The sequence below is a fragment of the Microbacterium lacusdiani genome (assembly GCF_054779895.1).
Map to the genome: position 1 here is coordinate 355,507 of NZ_BAAGXJ010000003.1, position 15,460 is coordinate 370,966.

The following is a 15,460-nucleotide window of genomic DNA, read 5'->3' on the forward strand; positions in this document are numbered from 1 at the left end:
CTTATCAGAACCGATCGCACGCCGCGGGCCGGGCCCGGGCGCGTCAGCGCTCGTCGATGACGATGACGTTCGACGTGGAGGGGGTGCGGAGCAGCCGCGACGGCGACGCCTCGCGCCACAGCTGCCAGAGCTGCAGCCACAGGAGGCCGACGGCGGCGAGGATCGCGAGCGCCAGCGTGAGGCCGAACCAGGCCTCCACGAACAGACCGACCGCGATCGTCAGGGCGTGCCAGACCCCGAAGCCCGCGACGTCGAGCCAGGACACGGCACCCGTGCGCCGCACGGACGGGCGGGCGCGGTTCAGCAGGGTCAGCACGACCTGGCCGATCAGGACCGACGGCACGGCGATGAAGAGCACCCACAGGAAGGCCCATCCGTTCGCCCCCGACACGCCCCAGCCGATCAGCAGCCAGAGGGGCAGCACGACGGCCGCGGGCCAGAGCCAGCGGGAGAGCAGACGACGGAGGGCCATGTCCCGATGCTAGGCGCGCTCGCCCGCCGACGGGCGGGTCGGATCCCGATCCATGAGGAAGACACAGGATGCCACCGGCCGTCCAGACGGATCAGGGAGAATGGACGCGAGTGAGAGGACTCTGATGATCGAACTGCGCACCCCGGCCGAGATCGAGCGGATGCGGCCCGCGGGCCGGTTCGTCGCGGAGGTGCTCGCGACCCTGCGCGAGGAGACCAAGGTCGGCACCAACCTGCTCGCGCTCGACCGGCGCGCGCACGACATGATCCGCAGGGCGGGCGCGGAGTCCTGCTACATCGACTACCACCCGTCGTTCGGCGCCAGCCCGTTCGGCAAGGTGATCTGCACGTCGATCAACGACGCCGTGCTCCACGGCCTCCCCTTCGACTACGCGCTGCGCGACGGCGACCTCGTCACGCTCGACTTCGCGGCGTCCGTCGACGGATGGGTCGCCGACTCGGCCGTGTCGTTCGTGGTCGGCACCCCGCGCGACGAGGACCTCGCGCTGATCGACACGACCGAGCGCGCGCTGGACGCCGCGATCGCGGCGGCCACGGTCGGCAACCGGATCGGCGACATCTCGGCCGCGATCGCCGCCGTCGCCCGCGGCGAGGGCCTGAGCATCAACACGGACTTCGGCGGACACGGCGTCGGCCGCATCATGCACGGCGACCCGCACGTCCCCAACGACGGCCGCCCTGGCCGGGGCTTCCCCCTCAAGCCGGGCCTCGTGATCGCGATCGAGCCGTGGTTCCTGCAGACCACCGACGAGCTCATCACCGACCCGGACGGCTGGACGCTGCGCAGCGCGGACGGCTCGCGCGGCGCGCACTCGGAGCACACCATCGCGATCACCGAGGACGGCCCGATCGTCCTCACCGACCGCACCGGCCTCTGAGCGAGGCCCCCGCCGAGACGGCAACGCCGCCCCGAGACCGCAGCGGACCACCGCGGTCTCGTGCCGGGGATGCGGTCTCGGGCCGGGGATGCGGTCTCGGGCCGGGGATGCGGTCTCGTGCCGGGGATGCGGTCTCGGGCCGGGGATGCGGTCTCGGGCCGGGGATGACATCTCGCGCCGCGCGGAACTCACACGCGGCGCCGCCCCGACGTGAGGGAATCGTTCGCTCGGGGTAATCGAACGCCGCGCCGCGGCGAAACACGCCGTTCCTACCGTGGGAATCCACACCGTCCCCCACCGGCAGGAGCGAGATGACCGCCTCGACCGAAACACCCCGTCGCATCGTCGTCGTCGGCGCCGGCATGGTGGCGCACCGCTTCGTCGAGAGCCTGCTGAGCCGCACCGACGCCGACGTGCGCGTCACGCTGATCGGCGACGAGGGCCGCCATCCGTACGACCGCGTCGGCCTCACCGGCTTCTTCTCGGGCGCGGGCGCCGACGACCTCACGCTCGACCGCGGCGTGCTCGACGACGAGCGCCTCTCGTTCACGCCCGGCGACCCCGTCATCCGGATCGACCGCTCGGCGCGCACCGTCACGACGCGCTCGCGCGCCGAGATCGCCTACGACCGCCTGGTGCTCGCGACCGGCTCCTACGCGGCCCGTCCCGGAGCGGACGGCGCCGACCTGCCCGGCACGTTCGTGTACCGCACGCTCGACGACGTCGCGGGCATCCGCGCGTTCGTGGAGTCCCGCTCCGCCGAGCTCGGCCGGCCGCTCGCGGGCACCGTGATCGGCGGCGGCCTGCTGGGCCTGGAGGCCGCCGGCGCGCTGCAGGGCCTCGGCGTGGAGTGCACGGTCGTGCAGTCGTCGGACCGGCTCATGTCAGCGCAGCTGGACCTCGCGGGCGGCTCGACGCTGCGCCGCCTGATCGAGGCCAAGGGCATCGCTGTGCGCACCGAGAGCCGCACCACGCGCCTCGACCCGGATCGCTCGGGTCACGTCACGGGCCTCGAGTTCCGCGACGGCTCGTACGCCCGCACGGACGTCGTGATCTTCACGGTCGGCGTGCGCCCGCGCGACGAGCTGGGCCGCGAGGCGGGTCTTGAGATCGGCGCGCACGGCGGCGTCGTGATCGACGAGGGCTGCCTCACGAGCGACCCGGCCATCCTGGCGATCGGCGAGGTCGCGAGCTTCGAGGACCGCTGCGTGGGCCTGGTCGCGCCCGGCTACGCCATGGCCGAGGTCGCCGCCGACCGCCTGCTCGGCGGCGCCGCGGCGTTCCCCGGATACGACGACTCGACCAAGCTCAAGCTGTCGGGCGTCGACGTCGCAAGCTTCGGCGACGCGTTCGGCACCACGCCCGGCGCGCTGGACGTCGTCTACACCGACCCGGTCGCGGGCGTCTACAAGAAGCTCGTGCTCTCGGACGACGCCAAGACCCTGCTCGGCGGCATCCTGGTCGGCGACGCGTCGGCGTACGGCTCGCTGCGCCCGCTCGTGGGCAGCGCGCTCGGCGGGGACCCCGCCGCGTACCTGATGCCCGCCGACGGCGTCGAGGCCCCGACCGGGGACCTGCCCGACGAGGCGATCGTCTGCTCGTGCTCGAGCGTCACCGCGGGCCGGATCCGCGGCGCCGTGCACGAGGACGGCTGCATGGACGCCACCGCCGTCAAGACGTGCACCAAGGCCGGCGCCACCTGCGGATCCTGCTTCGTGGCGGTCAAGAAGATCGTCGGCAAGGAGCTGACCAAGCTCGGCCAGACCGTCAGCAACGCGATGTGCGAGCACTTCGACATGTCGCGCCGGCAGCTGTTCGACGCGATCCGCGTCTCGGAGCTCACGACGTTCAGCGCGATCATCGAGCGCTTCGGACACGGCCGCGGCTGCGACATCTGCAAGCCGGCGATCGCGAGCATCCTGTCGGGCCTGGTGGGCGCGCACGTGCTCGACGGCGAGAACGCGACGCTGCAGGACACCAACGACCACGTGATGGCCAACCTGCAGAAGGACGGCTCGTACTCGGTCGTGCCGCGCATGCCCGGCGGCGAGGTCACGCCCGAGGGACTGATCGCGGTCGGCCAGATCGCGAAGGACTTCGGCCTCTACACGAAGATCACGGGCGGCCAGCGCGTCGACATGTTCGGCGCGCGCCTCGAGCAGCTGCCGCTGATCTGGCAGCGCCTGGTGGACGCCGGCTTCGAGTCGGGCCACGCGTACGGCAAGTCGCTGCGCACCGTGAAGTCGTGCGTGGGCTCGACGTGGTGCCGCTACGGCGTGCTCGACTCGGCCGGCATGGCCGTCAAGCTCGAGCTGCGCTACCGCGGCCTGCGGGCCCCGCACAAGTTCAAGCTCGGCGTCTCGGGCTGCGCGCGCGAGTGCGCCGAGGCCCGCGGCAAGGACGTGGGCGTGATCGCCACCGAGCACGGCTGGAACATGTACGTCGGCGGTAACGGCGGCTTCACGCCCCGCCACGCGCAGCTGCTGGCCGAGGGCCTGGACGACGACGCGCTGATCACGGCGATCGACCGGTTCTTCATGTACTACATCCGCACGGCGGACCGCCTGCAGCGCACGGCCCCGTGGTTCGAGGAGCTCGAGGGCGGCATCGAGGAGCTGCGCCGCGTGATCTTCGAGGACAGCCTGGGGATCTGCGCCGACCTGGACGCGCAGATGGCGCGCCACGTCGACAACTATGAGGACGAGTGGGCCGCGACGCTGCGCGACCCCGAGAAGCTCAAGCGCTTCGCGTCGTTCGTGAACGCGCCCGACACTCCGGATCCCTCGCTCGCGTACGTGCCCGAGCGCGGCCAGGTGCGCCCCGCCTCGCCCGAGGAGCGCGAGGCCGCCGAGCGCGGAGACGGCCCCGTCCTGATCGCCGGAACCACGCTGGAGGTGCGTCGATGACGCTGGTCGCCCGTCCCGAGACAGACCGCCCGGAGACCGCGGCGCCCGCCGCCGGCTCCGCATCCGGCTGGGTGCGCGTGTGCGCCCTGAGCGACCTCGAGGTCGAGCGCGGCCGCGCGGCCCTGCTGGGCGGCGCGACGCAGGTCGCGCTGTTCCTGCTGACCGACGGCACGGTCCGCGCGGTCTCCAACTACGACCCGTACGGCGGCGCGAACGTCCTCTCGCGCGGCATCGTCGGGACGAAATCCCTCGGAAACACGGCGACGCCGTCGGGAAACACGCCTCCGGGATACTCGGACGACGACGGGGCGCGCGAGGACGTGCCCACCATCGCCTCGCCCCTCCATAAGCAGGCGTGGGACCTCCGCACCGGGATGGTCGTGGAGACCCAGGGCAAGGATGCGCGCGACATCCCCGTCTTCCCCGTCGCGGTCTCGGACGGGGACGTGTACATCAAGTGGGACGGAGCGCGATCGTGACGACCATGCTCGGGGTGTCGCTCGCCGGACGCGACGTGCTGTTCGTCGGAGGCGGCTCGGTCGCCGCCCGCCGTCTCCCCCGCCTGCTCGATGAGGGCGCGGTCGTCCGCGTCGTCGCCCCCGAGCTGTCGGACGCGACGCGCGAGCTCGTCGACCGGCACGGCATCGCCTGGGCACCGCGCCCCGTGCGCGAGGACGACGTCGACGGCGCGTGGCTCGTGCACACCGCGACCGGAAGCGCCCGCCTCGACGCCGACGTCGCGGCGTGGTGCGAGGCCCGCCGCACGTTCTGCGTGAACGCGTCGGACGGCGCACACGGATCCGCGCGGCTGACCGCCGAGACCCGCTCCGGAGACGTCGTGATCGGCGTCGCGTCGGATGCCGGCGTCGACCCGCGCCGGGCGGCACGGGTCCGCAACGCGATCGCGGCCCTCGCCGACCGCGGCGCCCTGCCGCTGCGCCGCGTGCGCGAGACGGCGCGCGGCCGCGTCGCCCTCGTCGGCGGCGGCCCGGGCCCCGTCGACCTCATGACCGTGCGCGCGCGGCGGCTGCTGGCGGAGGCGGACGTCGTGATCGCGGACCGCCTGGGTCCCGTCGACGTGCTGAGCGAGCTCGACCCCGAGGTCGAGGTCGTCGACGTCGGCAAGCGCCCCGGGCACCACCCCGTGCCGCAGGAGGCGATCAACGCACTGATCGTGGAGCACGCGCGCGCCGGACGCCGTGTCGTGCGACTCAAGGGCGGCGACCCGTTCGTGTTCGGACGCGGCGGCGAGGAGGTCACCGCGTGCCTCGAGGCCGGCGTGCCGGTCGAGGTCGTCCCCGCCCCCACGGCGGCCGTGTCGGTCCCCCAGGCCGCCGGCATCCCCGTGACGCACCGCGGCGTCTCGGGCGCCATGCACGTCGTCAACGGCCAGGCGCCGCTGACCGCATCCACGCTCGCGGCGCTCGCGGACGACGCCGTCACGACCGTGGTGCTCATGGGCGTCGCGGCACTCGAGCGCATCGTCGCGGGCGCGATGGAGGCCGGAGCGCCCGACACCCGGCCGGTGGCGATCGTCGAGAGCGGGCACACGCCGCAGCAGCGCACGACCCGAACGACGCTGGCCCGGGCGGTGGCCGACGCCCGCGCGGCGGGCGTGCGCAATCCCGCGGTGATCGTGATCGGCGAGGTCGCGCGCCTCGACCTCCTGCTGCCGGCACCGGCCGCGGCGATCGCGGGCGACGCGGCCTGACCCGACCCGGTCCGCACCCGACGGGCCGTCGCGTCACATCCGCGAAATCTCCACCCCCGACACTGAGGACGTGAACCACGTGCCGGACACCGCACCCGAACCCTCCCCCGCGGCCCGCCTGCTCTCGAACGCGCTCACCGGCTGCGCGATCCTCATCGCGGTCGACCGCCGCTCGAGCGAGCTCACGGCGGCCCTCGAGCGCCACGGCGCGACCGTGCAGCAGGCGCCCGCGCTCACGATCGAGTCGCACATCGACGACGCCACCCTGATCTCCCGCACGCGCGAGCTGATCGCCGACCCACCGGACGTCGTGGTCGCGACCACCGGCGTCGGCTTCCGGGGCTGGATCGAGGCGGCCGAGGAGGCCGGACTGGCCGACGACCTGCTCGCGGCCTTCCGCGGCGCGCAGCTGGTCGCCCGCGGCCCCAAGGCGCGCGGCGCGATCCAGCAGGCCGGGCTCACGGCCGACTGGGTCGCCGAGTCCGAGACCGCCGCCGAGCTCGGCGATTACCTCGTGGCCGAGGGCGTGTCGGGCAAGCGCATCGCCGTGCAGCATCACGGCTCCGGGGCCGACGGGCTCGACGAGCTGTTCGCATCCCACGGGGCGCAGGTCGTGAGCCTCACGGTGTACCGCTGGGGACCGCCGCCGGACCCGGCGCTCGTGCGCCGCAGCGTGCTCGCCACCGCACGCGGAGAGCTGGACGCGGTGCTGTTCACCTCGGCGCCGGGAGCGGCCGAGTGGCTGAAGGAGGCCGAGCGCGCCGGAGCGCTGGAGGACATCGGGATGCTCGCCGCGGAGCGGCAGCTCCTCATGACCGCGGTGGGGCCGATCACGGCGGAGCCGCTCGTGGCGGCCGGCATCGAGACCCTGATCGCGGAGCGCGGAAGGCTGGGCTCCCTCGTGCGGGCGGTCGTCACGTACTTCGGCGGCGGGCATGCCCCGTCCCACCTGACGCCGGCCGGGCGGCTCGAGCTGCGCAGCGCCGGCGCCGTGCTCGACGGGCGGTTCGTCCCGCTCTCCCCCACCAGCCGCGACGTCCTCGCCGCGCTGTTCCGCGCCGGAGGCGGCGTCGTGTCGCGCACCGACCTGCAGCGTGCGCTGCCCCGCTCGGGCGACAGCGCGCACGCGGTCGAGATGGCGGTCGCGCGCCTGCGAGAGGCCCTGGGCGCTTCCGACGTGGTCAAGACGGTCGTCAAGCGCGGCTACCGTCTCAATGTGGAGGATCCCGAATGACCGCGACGCCCACGCTCATCGCCTGCTCGCACGGCACCCGCTTCGCCGAGGGCCGCGACGCCGTCCACGCGCTCATCGAGCAGGTGCGCGGGCTCCTGCCCGGGGTGTCCGTCGCCGAGGCGTTCGTGGACGTGCAGGACCCATCGATCGACGACGTGGTCGCCGCGACGGACGGCCCGGCGGTGATCGTGCCGCTGCTGCTGTCGGCCGGCTTCCACACGGGCGTCGACATCGCGCGGGCGGCCGCGACGCGCGCCGACGTGACGGCGACCGCTCCTCTGGGCCCCCATCCGCTCCTGGCCGAGGTGCTGTCCGAGCGGCTCGCGGAGTCGGGGCTCGCGGACGGCGACCACGTCGTGCTCGCCGCCGCCGGTTCGTCGCGCCCCGAGGCCGCGACGGACGTCGAGGCGATGCGCGAGCTGCTCGCCGCGCTGCTCCACCGGCCCGTGACGGTCGGCTACGCGGCCGGCGCCGATCCGCGGATCCCGGCGGCGGTCGACGCCGCCCGGGCGGCCGGCGCGCCGCGCGTGGTCGCCGCCAGCTACGTGCTCGCGCCGGGCTACTTCGCCAACCTCGTGGCCGACGCGGGCGCCGACGTCGTCACCGCTCCGCTCGCCCCCGACCTCCGCGTCGCCCAGGTGATCGCCGAGCGCTACCGCGAGGGCGCCTCCGCACTGGCCTGATCCGCACTGGCCTGATCCGCGCTAGGCCGATCCGCGCTGGCCCGATCCGTCAGCCGCCGATCGCGTTCATGCCCCGCGCGGGCTGGAGGAACGACGGATCGTCGATCGCGTGGCCCGGGAGCTTGCGCAGGATGCACCCGCGCAGCATGGCGTCCAGGTCGCGGTCCAGATCGTCGGAATCGCCGCGCAGGATGGGCAGCAGGTCGAACTCGGTGGTCGAGAACAGGCAGTTGCGCAGCTGGCCGTCCGCGGTGAGCCGGAGGCGGTCGCACGCGCCGCAGAACGGCGCCGTGACCGACGCGATCACGCCGACGCGCGCAGGGCCGCCGTCGAGCAGCCACGTCTCGGCGGGCGCTCCGCCGCGCCCCGGCACGGGCGTCAGCTCCCACCGGGCGGACAGCGCGGCGAGGATCTCCTCGCGCGTCACCATCCGCTCGCGCGACCAGGTGTGGCCGGCGTCGAGCGGCATCTGCTCGATGAAGCGCAGCTGCGCGCCGTGCCCGACCGCGAACTCCACCAGGTCGACCAGCTCGTCGTCGTTCACGTCGCGCATCGCGACCGCGTTGAGCTTGAGCGGGCGCAGCCCGGATTCCGCGGCGGCGGCGATGCCGTCCAGCACGTCGTCCAGGCGGTCACGGCGCGTGAGGTCGCGGAAGCGGTCGCGACGCAGCGTGTCGATCGAGATGTTCAGGCGCGACAGCCCGGCGTCGATCAGCCCCGGGAGGGACTCACGCAGCCGGATGCCGTTGGTCGTCATCGCGATCTGCACGGGGCCGTCGGGCCCCTCGATCCGCGCGAGCCGGCGCACGACCTCGACGATGTCCGTGCGCAGCAGCGGCTCGCCGCCCGTGAGGCGGAACGTCGTGATCCCCGCCGCGGCCGCGATGCGCGCGACGCGCTCGATCTCGTCCAGGGTCAGGATGCTCGTCTTCGCGAGCCACTCGTTGCCCTGCTCCGGCATGCAGTACGTGCAGCGCAGCGAGCACCGGTCCGTGAGCGAGATCCGCAGGTCGCGGTGCACGCGCCCGAAGGTGTCGACGAGAGGGCCGGACGCGGCGAGGTCGCCGACGGGCTCCGCCCGGCGGCCGATCGCGACCGGCACCGCGGTCATGACCCTCGCCTCATCCATCCAGCCTACGGTCCGTCGGCGCACGTGGCGCCACCCGCGACATGTCCTCCCGGGCGGCGGGGGCGCGCGCCGCCGCCGCCCGCACATGCCGTGAGTCGTCAGCCCGCGGGCAGCAGGCGGACGTCCTCGGGCTCGAGCGCGAGCCGCACCGGATCGCCGGGCGCGAGCTCCAGGGCCGCGAGCTGGGCCGCGGTCACCTCCGCGACGACGTCGGGGCGCGTCGTGTGCACGCGGGCGCCTCCCGGAGTGGGCTCGAGGCGCACCACGCGGGCGAGCCAGCGCCCGGCCGGATGCGGGGCCTCGCGCGCGAGGCGGAGCGCGCCGGTCCAGGTCTCCTCGGCTGCTGCGCGCTCGACGCGCACGTCCGCCGGGCGGAACACGGCCACGACGGCGGCGCCGTCCGCCGCGCTCGCGGGCTCGGCGGTGCCGAGCCGCACGTCGCCGTCGACGCCGTCCGCGCGCCAGGCGCCGCCGTCCGCGACCCCGTGCACGCGGTTGAGCCCGGCCACGGCCGCCACGAACCCGGTTGCAGGGGCCTCGAGCACGTCGCGCACAGCCCCCTCCTGCGTCACGCGCCCGCGCTCGATCACGACGACCCGCTTGGCGAGCGCGGCGGCATCGAACGCATCGTGCGTCACGATGAGCGCGGTCGTCCGCGTGGAGGACAGCTGATCGTGCAGCACGGCGCGGATGTCCGCCGCAGTTTCTGCGTCGAGCGAGGTGAGGGGCTCGTCGAGCAGCAGCAGGCGGGGCGTCACGGCCAGCGCGCGGGCCAGCGCCACGCGCTGCTGCTGACCGCCGGAGAGCTCACGGGGGCGGTGATCGCCCGAGCCCGACAGTCCGACGCGCCACAGCCACTCGTCCGCCGCCCGGCGCGCGACGTCCTTTCGCGTGCCCCGTACGGCGAGCCCGAACGCGACGTTCTCCCGGACGGAGAGGTGCGGGAACAGCCGCGGATCCTGGCCGAGCAGGACGACGCCGCGCCGCGAGGCGGGCAGGTGCCGGCGGCGGGTGATCACGGTGCCGTCCGGCAGGCGGATGGACCCGGAAGAGAGCCGCACGTCCCCCGCCAGCGCGGCGAGCAGCGTCGACTTGCCGGCGCCGCTCGGTCCCATCACGGCGGTCACGGCGCCGTGCGGCGCGCGCAGCGCGGCGTCCAGCCGGAACGCGCCGCGGCGCACCACGACGTCGGCCTCGAGGGCCGCGTCCGCCCGATCCACGGGGTGCGTGCCGGCGGGCACGACCGCGCGGCTCATCGCACGCTCCCGGGTCGCCAGCCGCGCACGAGCAGCAGCACCGCGACGGCCGTGACGAGCAGCAGCAGCGACAGCGCCACGGCGGGACCCTGGTCGACACCGGAGCCGTTGAAGGCCGTGTAGATCGCGAGGGGCATGGTCTGCGTGACGCCGGGGCTGTTGCCCGCGAACAGCGCGGTCGCGCCGAACTCGCCGATCGCGCGCGCGAAGCAGAGTACGACGCCGGCGACCAGGCCCGGCGCCGCGAGCGGCAGCGTGACCCGCCACAGCACGTGCCAGCGCCCCGCCCCGAGCGACGCGGCGGTGCGCTCGTAGTCGACCCCGATCGAGCGGACCGAGGCCTCGACCGCGAGCACCAGGAACGGCAGCGCGACGAACACCTGGGCGATCACGACCGCCGCCGTCGTGAACGGCAGGGCCAGCCCCGCTCCGTTGAGCCACCCGCCGACCGGCCCCGTGCGCCCGAACAGGAGCAGCAGCGCGACGCCGCCCACCATGGGCGGCAGCACGAGCGGAACGGTCACCAGCACCCGCAGCACCGCTGCGATCCACGACCGCGACCGCGCGATCAGCAGCGCCAGCGGGACGCCGAGCGCCAGACACACGGCGGTCGCGATCGCGCCCGTGACGAGCGAGAGGACGAGCGCGTCGCGCGCCGCGGGGGCCGACACGTCGACCCACAGCCGGCTCCAGTCCGCGCGCGCGACGAGACCCCCGAGCGGCACGACGAGCAGCGCGAGGCCCAGGATCGCCGGGAGCGCCAGGATGCGGGGCAGGTGCCCGGCGGCGGCGTCTCTCGCGCGCGGCGGGCGCGCGCGTCGGTCATCCGTCATGGTCGTCTCCCCCGATTCGACATCCGACACCCGATCATTGCGCGGACCGCGCCGTCCGCGCACCCCGCCGCTCCCGCGCCAGCCCGCCCGCGGCGTCACGGCGCCCCGAAGCCGAGCTCGGCGAGGATCGCGCGCCCCTCGGGCCCGGCCGCGAACTCGGCGAACTCCCGCGCCGCCTCCGGGTTCGGCGCGGCGCGGAGCACCGCGATGGGATAGCGGTTCACGACCTCGTCGGCCCCGTCCGCCTCGATCGCGACGACGTCGCCGCGGAGGGCGTCCGTGCGATACACGAGCCCGGCGTCCGCCTCCCCCACCGCGATCTTCGTCACCACGCCGCCGACGTTCTGCTCGAGGCTCGCGGGCTCGACCGCGACGCCCGCGGCATCGAGGAGCCGCGCGCTCGCCGCGCCGCACGGCACGTCCTCGGCGCACAGCACGACGGTCACATCCGGGCGCGCGAGATCCTCGAGCGCTTGCACGCCCGCCGGATTCCCCGGGGGCACCGCGAGCACGAGCGTGTTCGTCGCGAGCACCGCGGGATCGTGGATCAGCGGGGCGACGCGCGCCATGGTGGCCTCGTCCGCGCTCGCGAAGACGTCGGCCGGCGCGCCCTCCTCGAGCTGCGTCGCGAGAACCTGGGATCCGTCCGAGACGATCGGCCGCACATCGACGCCGGGATGCCGCGCCTCGAACGCCTGGGCGATCTCCTCCATGGCGGGCGCGACCGACGCGGCCGCGTACACCGTCAGCGCACCGCCCTCGGGAGCCGCCGGCGCGCATCCGGGCAGCACCGCCGCGGCCGCGGCGGCCGCGAGGATCCGGGCGGCACGCACCCTCCGATCCTGGCACGCGCAGCCGGCCGCGATGCGGCGCGCGGGCCGATCCGTGGCCGCCCACGCGGCCGTAGGCTGTCGGCATGTCCCCCACCCCCGTCTCGCTGCCGCCGCTGGTCGAGCCGGTCGCCGCGCTGAGCGCCGCGGAGAGCGCACGCACCGCGCGGCACCACGTGCTCGCACCGCTCGGCGAGCTCGGACAGCGCCGGCTCGCCGCGGCCCACGTCGCGATCGTCGGCGCGGGCGGCCTCGGCTCGCCCGCCGTGCTGGCGCTCGCGGCGGCGGGGGTCGGCACGCTGACCGTGATCGACGACGACGTGGTGGAGACCTCGAACCTGCAGCGGCAGCTGCTGCACCGGATGGCCGACGTCGGCCGTCCGAAGGTCGACTCCGCCGCGCGTGCCGCCGCCGACCTCGCGCCGGAGGGGCGCGTGCGCTCCGTGCGCGAGCGCCTCACGCCCGAGAACGCCGCCCGGCTGCTGGCCGGGGCGCACGTGGTGCTGGACGGCAGCGACACGTTCGACACGCGCCTTGCGGTGGCCGAGGCGTGCGACGTGCTCGGCGTGCCGCTCGTCTGGGGCACCGTGCAGGGCTTCGACGCGCAGGTGACCGTGTTCTGGTCCGCGCCACCGGCCGGCGCGGCCGCGGTGCGGCTCTCCGACCTCTACCCGGCCGGAAGCGCCGGGGATGTCCCGACGTGCGCGCAGGTCGGCGTGCTCGGATCGCTCTGCCTGCAGGTCGGCGCGCTCATGGCGACCCAGGCCATCACGCTGATCGCGGGCATCGGCGCGCCTCTGCTGGGCCGCATCCTCGTGATCGACGGCCTGCGCGCGACGCAGCGCGAGGTGCCGCTGCGCGGACGCTCGCCCGAGGCCGCGGTCGCGGCGCCGGCCGCGTCCGGGCCAGCGCGCGTGCGGCCCGCCGAGCTCGCCGGCGCGCTCGGCTCGCCCGCCGCGCCTCTCGTGGTGGACGTCCGCGAGCCGGACGAGGTGCGGTCCGGCACGATCGCCGGCGCGCTCCACGTGCCGCTCGGCGAACTGCGCGCCGATCCGGGCGCCGCGACCGCCCGCGTGCGCGACGCGGCGGACGGGCGCCCCGTCGTGGTCGTGTGCCTCAGCGGTGTGCGCTCGGCCGAGGGGGCGGCGCTGCTCGCGGCACACGGGATCGACGCCCGGACCCTGGACGGCGGCATCCGCACCTGGCCGGAGCCCCTGGTCGAGCCGGCGGTGACGACATGACCGCGCCCGGCCCGCTCCGCACCGTGGAAGAGCAGCTCGCGGACGTGCTCGCCGCGATCCAGCCGAACGGCCCGATCACCCTGACGCTGCCGGGCGCTGTCGGGCTGACGCTCGCGGAGCCCGTGCACGCACGGGTCGACGTGCCCGTGTTCGACAACTCCGCGATGGACGGCTTCGCCGTGCGCTGCGCGGATGTCGCGCACGCGTCGGCCGACGAGCCCATCGTGCTCCGCGTCGTCGCGGATCTCCCGGCGGGATCGTCCGAAGACCCTGCGCTGGCGCCCGGCGAGGCCGTGCGCATCATGACGGGGGCGCCGGTCCCGAGCGACGCCGACGCCATCGTGCCGTTCGAGGACACGGCCGGAGGCCTCGCCGACTCGCTCGGCGACATCCGGGTGATCCGCGCTCCCCGGGCCGTCGGCGCGCACATCCGTCGTCGCGGCGAGGACCAGCCGGCGGGCAGTCTGGTGATCCCGGCCGGCGCGCGGCTCGGACCGCTCGAGCTCTCGGCCGCGGCCGCGACCGGAGTGGACCGCGTGATCGTGGCGCGGCCCCCGCGCGTCGTGGTCGTCTCCACCGGCGATGAGCTCGTGGAGCCCGGCGCCGAGCTCGAGCGCGGCCAGATCCCCGAGTCGAACTCGGTGCTGCTCGCGGGGCTCGTGCGCGCGACCGGCGCCGAGCTGCTGCGGGCCGCGTGCGTGTCCGACGACCCCGACGAGCTGCGCGCGCTGCTCGCCGAGACGAGCGAGGCGGACGTCGTGATCACGTCCGGAGGCGTCAGCGCCGGCGCGTACGAGGTCGTCCGGCACGCGCTCGAGGGCGAGATCGCCTTCACCCGGGTCGCGATGCAGCCCGGCAAGCCGCAGGCCTTCGGGCGGCTGTCGAACGGGGCGCTGCTGTTCGGGCTCCCGGGGAACCCCGTGAGCGTGGCCGTGTCGTTCGAGACCTTCGTGCGCCCCGCGCTGCTCGCGATGCAGGGCCGCGAGGACCTGCACCGCCCCGTGCTCCGTCTTCCCGCCGCGACGGGCTGGCGCACGCCCCCGGGACGCCGCCAGTACCTGCCGGCCGCGATCGACCGCTCCGACCCGGCGCGCTGGACCGTGCGGCCCGCGACCGCCGGTGGCTCGGGCTCGCACCTGGCCGCCGGTCTCGCGCGCGCCGAGGCCTACGCGGTCGTGCCCGCCGAGGTCGACGCGGTCGCCGAGGGCGACCTCGTCGATGTCATGCTGTTGCCATGAGCTTCACCCACCTCGACGCCGCCGGTCACGCCCGCATGGTCGACGTGACCGACAAGCAGCCGACCGTCCGCTCTGCGACCGCACGGGGCTTCGTGCGCGTCGCCCCCGAGACCGTGGCGGCGCTGCGCGACGGCGCAGTGCCCAAGGGCGACGTGCTGGCGGTCGCGCGGATCGCCGGCATCCAGGGCGCGAAGCGCTGCGCCGAGCTGCTGCCGCTCGCGCACGTGATCGGCGTGCACGGCGCGGCCGTCGACCTCGCGGTCGAGGACGAGGGCGTCGCGATCGAGGCCACGGTGCGCACGGCCGACCGCACGGGCGTCGAGATGGAGGCCCTGACGGCCGTCGCGATCGCGGCGCTGTCGGTCGTCGACATGGTGAAGGGCATGGATCGCTCGGCCCGCATCGAGAACGCCCGGATCGTCGCGAAGATCGGCGGGCGGAGCGGATCCTGGACGCGCGAGGAGGACTGAACGATGAGCGATCGCACGCTTCCCCCCGAGGCGCTCGACGAGTGGGCCCGCGCGGCGAGCGAGACCCTCGGGCTGTCGCCCGACGACGTCCCGGTCACGCTGATCCTCGACCTCGCACGCGACGTCGCGCACGGCGTCGCTCGCCCGGCCGCCCCGCTGACCGCGTTCCTCGCGGGTCTCGCGGCGGGCCGCGCAGGCGGCTCTCCCGACGACATCGCCCAGGCGGTCGCGGACGTCACGGAGCTCGCGCACGCGTGGCGCTCGCGCACCGGCGGGGAGCCGGCGTGAGCCGGGTCCGCTTCTTCGCCGCGGCGGAGGAGGCCGCCGGCCGCGCCGAGGAGCAGCGGACCGAGGGCACGCTCGGCGCGCTCCGCGCCGCGCTGATCGCCGAGCATCCGGCGCTCGCGGGCATTCTGCCGCGGTGCGCGGTCCTCGTCGACGGCGAGCGTCGCGACGACGACGCGCCGCTCGCCGCCGGCGCGACGGTCGACGTGCTGCCGCCGTTCGCGGGAGGCTGAGCCGGGAGGTCAGGCGGTCCGGCGGTCAGCCGGCCCCCGCG

The 15,460-nt window shown here is 75.2% G+C and carries 16 protein-coding genes; 11 read left to right on the forward strand and 5 right to left on the reverse strand.

Translation table 11 applies throughout. The features are described 5' to 3' along the window. Positions 1 to 43: 43 nt before the first annotated feature. A complete protein-coding gene (locus ACYVGN_RS03845; protein ID WP_460788874.1) occupies positions 44 to 472 on the reverse strand; it encodes an MFS transporter permease in 429 nt (142 codons plus the stop codon). A gap of 124 nt (positions 473 to 596) precedes the next feature. On the opposite strand from ACYVGN_RS03845, the gene map reads away from it, so the two are divergent. The 6 genes from map to ACYVGN_RS03875 all read left to right on the forward strand — a co-directional run bounded on the left by map (position 597) and on the right by ACYVGN_RS03875 (position 7,904). After that, positions 597 to 1,370 carry a type I methionyl aminopeptidase gene (gene map, locus ACYVGN_RS03850; RefSeq protein ID WP_460788876.1) on the forward strand — a complete coding sequence of 258 codons (774 nt, stop codon included), beginning with the start codon at positions 597 to 599 and terminating at the stop codon, positions 1,368 to 1,370. Between the two features lie 311 nt (positions 1,371 to 1,681). After that, the gene (gene nirB / locus ACYVGN_RS03855) at positions 1,682 to 4,276 is read left to right on the forward strand and encodes a nitrite reductase large subunit NirB (protein ID WP_460788877.1); all 2,595 of its coding nucleotides are present in this window, start codon (positions 1,682 to 1,684) and stop codon (positions 4,274 to 4,276) included. Continuing rightward, a complete protein-coding gene (locus ACYVGN_RS03860; protein ID WP_055991161.1) occupies positions 4,273 to 4,755 on the forward strand; it encodes a nitrite reductase (NAD(P)H) small subunit in 483 nt (160 codons plus the stop codon). Before nirB ends, ACYVGN_RS03860 begins: the two co-directional genes overlap by 4 nt. A 5-nt stretch (positions 4,756 to 4,760) precedes the next feature. Further along, entirely contained in the window at positions 4,761 to 5,987 is a 1,227-nt protein-coding gene (gene cobA, locus ACYVGN_RS03865; protein WP_460789224.1) for a uroporphyrinogen-III C-methyltransferase, read from the forward strand. Positions 5,988 to 6,057: 70 nt separating this feature from the next. Continuing rightward, the gene (locus tag ACYVGN_RS03870) at positions 6,058 to 7,221 is read left to right on the forward strand and encodes a uroporphyrinogen-III synthase (protein WP_460788879.1); all 1,164 of its coding nucleotides are present in this window, start codon (positions 6,058 to 6,060) and stop codon (positions 7,219 to 7,221) included. Next, a complete protein-coding gene (locus ACYVGN_RS03875; RefSeq protein ID WP_460788881.1) occupies positions 7,218 to 7,904 on the forward strand; it encodes a sirohydrochlorin chelatase in 687 nt (228 codons plus the stop codon). The genes ACYVGN_RS03870 and ACYVGN_RS03875 overlap by 4 nt, the downstream gene beginning before the upstream one ends. A 49-nt stretch (positions 7,905 to 7,953) precedes the next feature. Here the strand turns inward: ACYVGN_RS03875 and moaA are convergent, their stop codons facing one another. The 4 genes from moaA to modA form a co-directional block, all read right to left on the reverse strand. Next, the gene (gene moaA / locus ACYVGN_RS03880) at positions 7,954 to 9,015 is read right to left on the reverse strand and encodes a GTP 3',8-cyclase MoaA (RefSeq protein WP_460788883.1); all 1,062 of its coding nucleotides are present in this window, start codon (positions 9,013 to 9,015) and stop codon (positions 7,954 to 7,956) included. A gap of 116 nt (positions 9,016 to 9,131) precedes the next feature. Continuing rightward, positions 9,132 to 10,289 carry a sulfate/molybdate ABC transporter ATP-binding protein gene (locus ACYVGN_RS03885; RefSeq protein WP_460788885.1) on the reverse strand — a complete coding sequence of 386 codons (1,158 nt, stop codon included), beginning with the start codon at positions 10,287 to 10,289 and terminating at the stop codon, positions 9,132 to 9,134. Further along, positions 10,286 to 11,122, reverse strand: a complete 837-nt coding sequence (locus ACYVGN_RS03890; protein ID WP_134745179.1) for an ABC transporter permease — start codon at positions 11,120 to 11,122, stop codon at positions 10,286 to 10,288. Before ACYVGN_RS03890 ends, ACYVGN_RS03885 begins: the two co-directional genes overlap by 4 nt. Before the next feature lie 95 nt (positions 11,123 to 11,217). Further along, a complete protein-coding gene (modA, locus tag ACYVGN_RS03895; protein ID WP_460788887.1) occupies positions 11,218 to 11,955 on the reverse strand; it encodes a molybdate ABC transporter substrate-binding protein in 738 nt (245 codons plus the stop codon). A gap of 83 nt (positions 11,956 to 12,038) precedes the next feature. Here modA and ACYVGN_RS03900 point away from each other — a divergent pair, with 83 nt between their 5' ends. From ACYVGN_RS03900 to ACYVGN_RS03920, 5 genes are read left to right on the forward strand one after another with little or no spacing between them, the layout of a single operon-like run. Beyond that, a complete protein-coding gene (locus ACYVGN_RS03900) occupies positions 12,039 to 13,193 on the forward strand; it encodes a ThiF family adenylyltransferase (RefSeq protein WP_460788889.1) in 1,155 nt (384 codons plus the stop codon). Beyond that, complete coding sequence (locus tag ACYVGN_RS03905; RefSeq protein WP_460788891.1) at positions 13,190 to 14,431, forward strand: molybdopterin molybdotransferase MoeA; 1,242 nt, start codon at positions 13,190 to 13,192, stop codon at positions 14,429 to 14,431. The genes ACYVGN_RS03900 and ACYVGN_RS03905 overlap by 4 nt, the downstream gene beginning before the upstream one ends. Beyond that, a complete protein-coding gene (moaC, locus tag ACYVGN_RS03910) occupies positions 14,428 to 14,901 on the forward strand; it encodes a cyclic pyranopterin monophosphate synthase MoaC (RefSeq protein WP_460788893.1) in 474 nt (157 codons plus the stop codon). The genes ACYVGN_RS03905 and moaC overlap by 4 nt, the downstream gene beginning before the upstream one ends. A gap of 3 nt (positions 14,902 to 14,904) precedes the next feature. After that, positions 14,905 to 15,189, forward strand: coding sequence for a DUF6457 domain-containing protein (locus ACYVGN_RS03915; RefSeq protein ID WP_055991134.1), 285 nt, complete (start codon positions 14,905 to 14,907; stop codon positions 15,187 to 15,189). After that, positions 15,186 to 15,419, forward strand: a complete 234-nt coding sequence (locus ACYVGN_RS03920; protein ID WP_460788895.1) for a MoaD/ThiS family protein — start codon at positions 15,186 to 15,188, stop codon at positions 15,417 to 15,419. The genes ACYVGN_RS03915 and ACYVGN_RS03920 overlap by 4 nt, the downstream gene beginning before the upstream one ends. Positions 15,420 to 15,460 lie beyond the last annotated feature (41 nt).

What these genes read in the sequence shown, in the direction of transcription:
- moaC (WP_460788893.1), top strand. Translation starts at nt 14,428, where the DNA reads ATGAGCTTCACCCACCTCGACGCCGCCGGTCACGCCCGCATGGTCGAC.
- ACYVGN_RS03905 (WP_460788891.1), top strand. Translation starts at nt 13,190, where the DNA reads ATGACCGCGCCCGGCCCGCTCCGCACCGTGGAAGAGCAGCTCGCGGAC.
- ACYVGN_RS03875 (WP_460788881.1), top strand. Translation starts at nt 7,218, where the DNA reads ATGACCGCGACGCCCACGCTCATCGCCTGCTCGCACGGCACCCGCTTC.
- ACYVGN_RS03900 (WP_460788889.1), top strand. Translation starts at nt 12,039, where the DNA reads ATGTCCCCCACCCCCGTCTCGCTGCCGCCGCTGGTCGAGCCGGTCGCC.
- ACYVGN_RS03890 (WP_134745179.1), bottom strand. Translation starts at nt 11,122, where the DNA reads ATGACGGATGACCGACGCGCGCGCCCGCCGCGCGCGAGAGACGCCGCC.
- nirB (WP_460788877.1), top strand. Translation starts at nt 1,682, where the DNA reads ATGACCGCCTCGACCGAAACACCCCGTCGCATCGTCGTCGTCGGCGCC.
- ACYVGN_RS03915 (WP_055991134.1), top strand. Translation starts at nt 14,905, where the DNA reads ATGAGCGATCGCACGCTTCCCCCCGAGGCGCTCGACGAGTGGGCCCGC.
- map (WP_460788876.1), top strand. Translation starts at nt 597, where the DNA reads ATGATCGAACTGCGCACCCCGGCCGAGATCGAGCGGATGCGGCCCGCG.
- moaA (WP_460788883.1), bottom strand. Translation starts at nt 9,015, where the DNA reads ATGACCGCGGTGCCGGTCGCGATCGGCCGCCGGGCGGAGCCCGTCGGC.
- ACYVGN_RS03860 (WP_055991161.1), top strand. Translation starts at nt 4,273, where the DNA reads ATGACGCTGGTCGCCCGTCCCGAGACAGACCGCCCGGAGACCGCGGCG.
- cobA (WP_460789224.1), top strand. Translation starts at nt 4,761, where the DNA reads ATGCTCGGGGTGTCGCTCGCCGGACGCGACGTGCTGTTCGTCGGAGGC.
- ACYVGN_RS03845 (WP_460788874.1), bottom strand. Translation starts at nt 472, where the DNA reads ATGGCCCTCCGTCGTCTGCTCTCCCGCTGGCTCTGGCCCGCGGCCGTC.
- ACYVGN_RS03885 (WP_460788885.1), bottom strand. Translation starts at nt 10,289, where the DNA reads ATGAGCCGCGCGGTCGTGCCCGCCGGCACGCACCCCGTGGATCGGGCG.